2 protein-coding genes are annotated in these 2,104 nt (G+C 70.3%); one reads left to right on the forward strand and one right to left on the reverse strand.

The features are described from left to right. Positions 1–1,166 (reverse strand): serine/threonine-protein kinase (locus G6R25_RS25660; RefSeq protein ID WP_235949505.1); only part of this gene is annotated, 1,166 nt, incomplete at its 3' end. A 535-nt stretch (positions 1,167–1,701) separates the two neighbouring features. Here G6R25_RS25660 and G6R25_RS23635 point away from each other — a divergent pair. Next, positions 1,702–2,103 carry a TauD/TfdA dioxygenase family protein gene (locus G6R25_RS23635; protein ID WP_235949507.1) on the forward strand — a complete coding sequence of 134 codons (402 nt, stop codon included), beginning with the start codon at positions 1,702–1,704 and terminating at the stop codon, positions 2,101–2,103. The last annotated feature ends 1 nt before the right edge of the window (position 2,104 follow it).

Below are 2,104 nucleotides of genomic sequence, written 5' to 3' on the forward strand. Positions count from 1 at the left end.
GGCACCGGGCTCGGCGAGGTGGTCACGCCCGCGCCCGCCGGCCCGCCGGTCGGGGAGACATCGACCGCGCCTGTGCTCGAATCAGCTGGCGTGGTGGCCGTCGGGCCGACCGAGCCGGTGGTCGAACCGGCCGGCGCCCTGGCCGTCACCCCGGCCTGGGCTCGGGCTCCTGAGAGACCAGGCCGGCCGGTTGGGAGCACCGCCCAGGCCACCGCCGCGAGCAGCAGGAGCAGGCACGCGGCACCCACCGCCACGACCGGCACGGCCCGCCGACGGCCTCGCGGACCGGCCGAACCCGGCTGACGGCCCGCACCGCCGCCTGTGTAGCCATCGCCGCCTGTGTCGGCGTCGACCGCGTTGGCACCGCCAGCGCTAGCACCGTTGCCGCCGCGGCCCCCGGGCGTGGGCGCAGAGGTGATCGCTTCGTCCGCGCAGTCCGGCGTGGTGCCGTTCTCGGCGAGCCGGGAGGCGAGATCCGCCGCCGTCGGACGCGCCGCCGGATCCTTCTCGAGTGCCCGTCTGACGATCTGCGCGAGATGTTCCGGGACACCGACGAGGTCCGGCTCCGTCCGCAGAATCCGCACGGCGACCGCCTCGATGCTTTCGCTGTCGAACGGCGGCCGCCCACTCGCCGCGAAGACCACGCAGGCTCCCCAGGCGAACACGTCCGTGGCCGATCCGGCTCGTTCGCCGCGGATCTGCTCGGGTGCCATCCACAGGCCGGTGCCGAGCACCGCGCCGGTGCGGGTGTGGTTCGTGGTGTCGACGGACCGCGCGATCCCGAAGTCGATGACCTTGGGGCCGTCCCACGCGAGGATGATGTTGGCCGGCTTGATGTCGCGGTGAACGACCCCGCCGGCGTGAATGGCCACCAGCGCCTCGGCCAGCCTGGATGCCAGCGAGTCGAGCATCCGGCCCGCCAGCGGTCCATGGGTGGTGACCGCCGAGGCGAGGCTGGCACCCTCGACGTATTCGGCGGCGTACCAGGGCTGCTCGGCGTCCACGTCGGCGTCCACCACGGCGGCCACGAACCGTCCGCGCACCCGGCTCGCGGCCTCGACGCCGAAGCGAACGCGGAAGCCGTCTTTGCGGAGCATGCGCCGAAGCGGCACCTTGAGGGCGACCGGCTGGCCGTCGGGACTGAACGCCAGGTAGACGATTCCCATGCCACCGGAACCGATGCGTTGGCGGACTTGATATGGACCGACCCGCCGCGGGTCTGCTGCCTGTAAAGGCGTCAACATGGCCTCTCCCCGCGGCTCAGCGAGTTCCCGGTACCAGGATCCCGACATAAAGTTGACGCCCACCCGCCCTCGCGCGTTGCCACCCAATCAGGATCGGTCGTGTCCGATCCGTGACAGCCCCTGTCGATGATCTTCGGCCGATCGGACCTGCCAGTGCCACCCGAGGGCGATGCGTGGCGCTGGCGGCGGTCGTCTGAAGAAACAGTCCGGCAGTAATCGCGTAATGAATTGATCGGAAGGTTGACGGTGCTTCCGCCGCGGTGCGACGCTCGTCAGGTTCCGGTGTTCGGCATACCGGCCGCGTTCGGGTGACGAAGGCCCTTCGGCGCCCACGCCGCGCGCATTCTTCCGTCTTCCGGATAGCGGGTGCCGAGCGCCGTCGCCACCTGCGCCGAGGGGCCGCTGCGCTACTTCGTCTCCGATCGAGTTTTCCAGCTCTCACACAGAGGGGGTCACGGTGACCGCCACCCGAACCGCGCTTTACGAAACCCGCCCGGCCAGCCCCGTCCTCGGCGCCGAGATCGTCGGCGTCGACCTGACCGGCGCCGTCGACGACGCCACCGCCGAAGCCCTGCGCGAGGACTTCTGGAAGCACAAGGTCCTGGTCTTCCGCGGCCAGCACCTCACACCGGACGCGCACGTGAAGGCCGTGCAGATCTTCGACAAGCCGTTCGACCATCCCAGGTGGCTGCACCGCTACGAGGACAACCGGCTGGTGTACGTCTTCAACCTCGAAAAGGGGGGCGCAGCCGCGCAGTGGCACGTCGGCGGCACCTGGCGGAACCCGCCGTTCAACATCGAGTCAGTGAGCCATTCCCGGCGTCGATTTGTGAGGTTGGGTAATTGTTGCGGGGTGTGAG

The organism is Candidatus Frankia alpina (assembly GCF_902806485.1).
In the GTDB taxonomy this organism is placed as follows: domain Bacteria; phylum Actinomycetota; class Actinomycetes; order Frankiales; family Frankiaceae; genus Frankia; species Frankia alpina.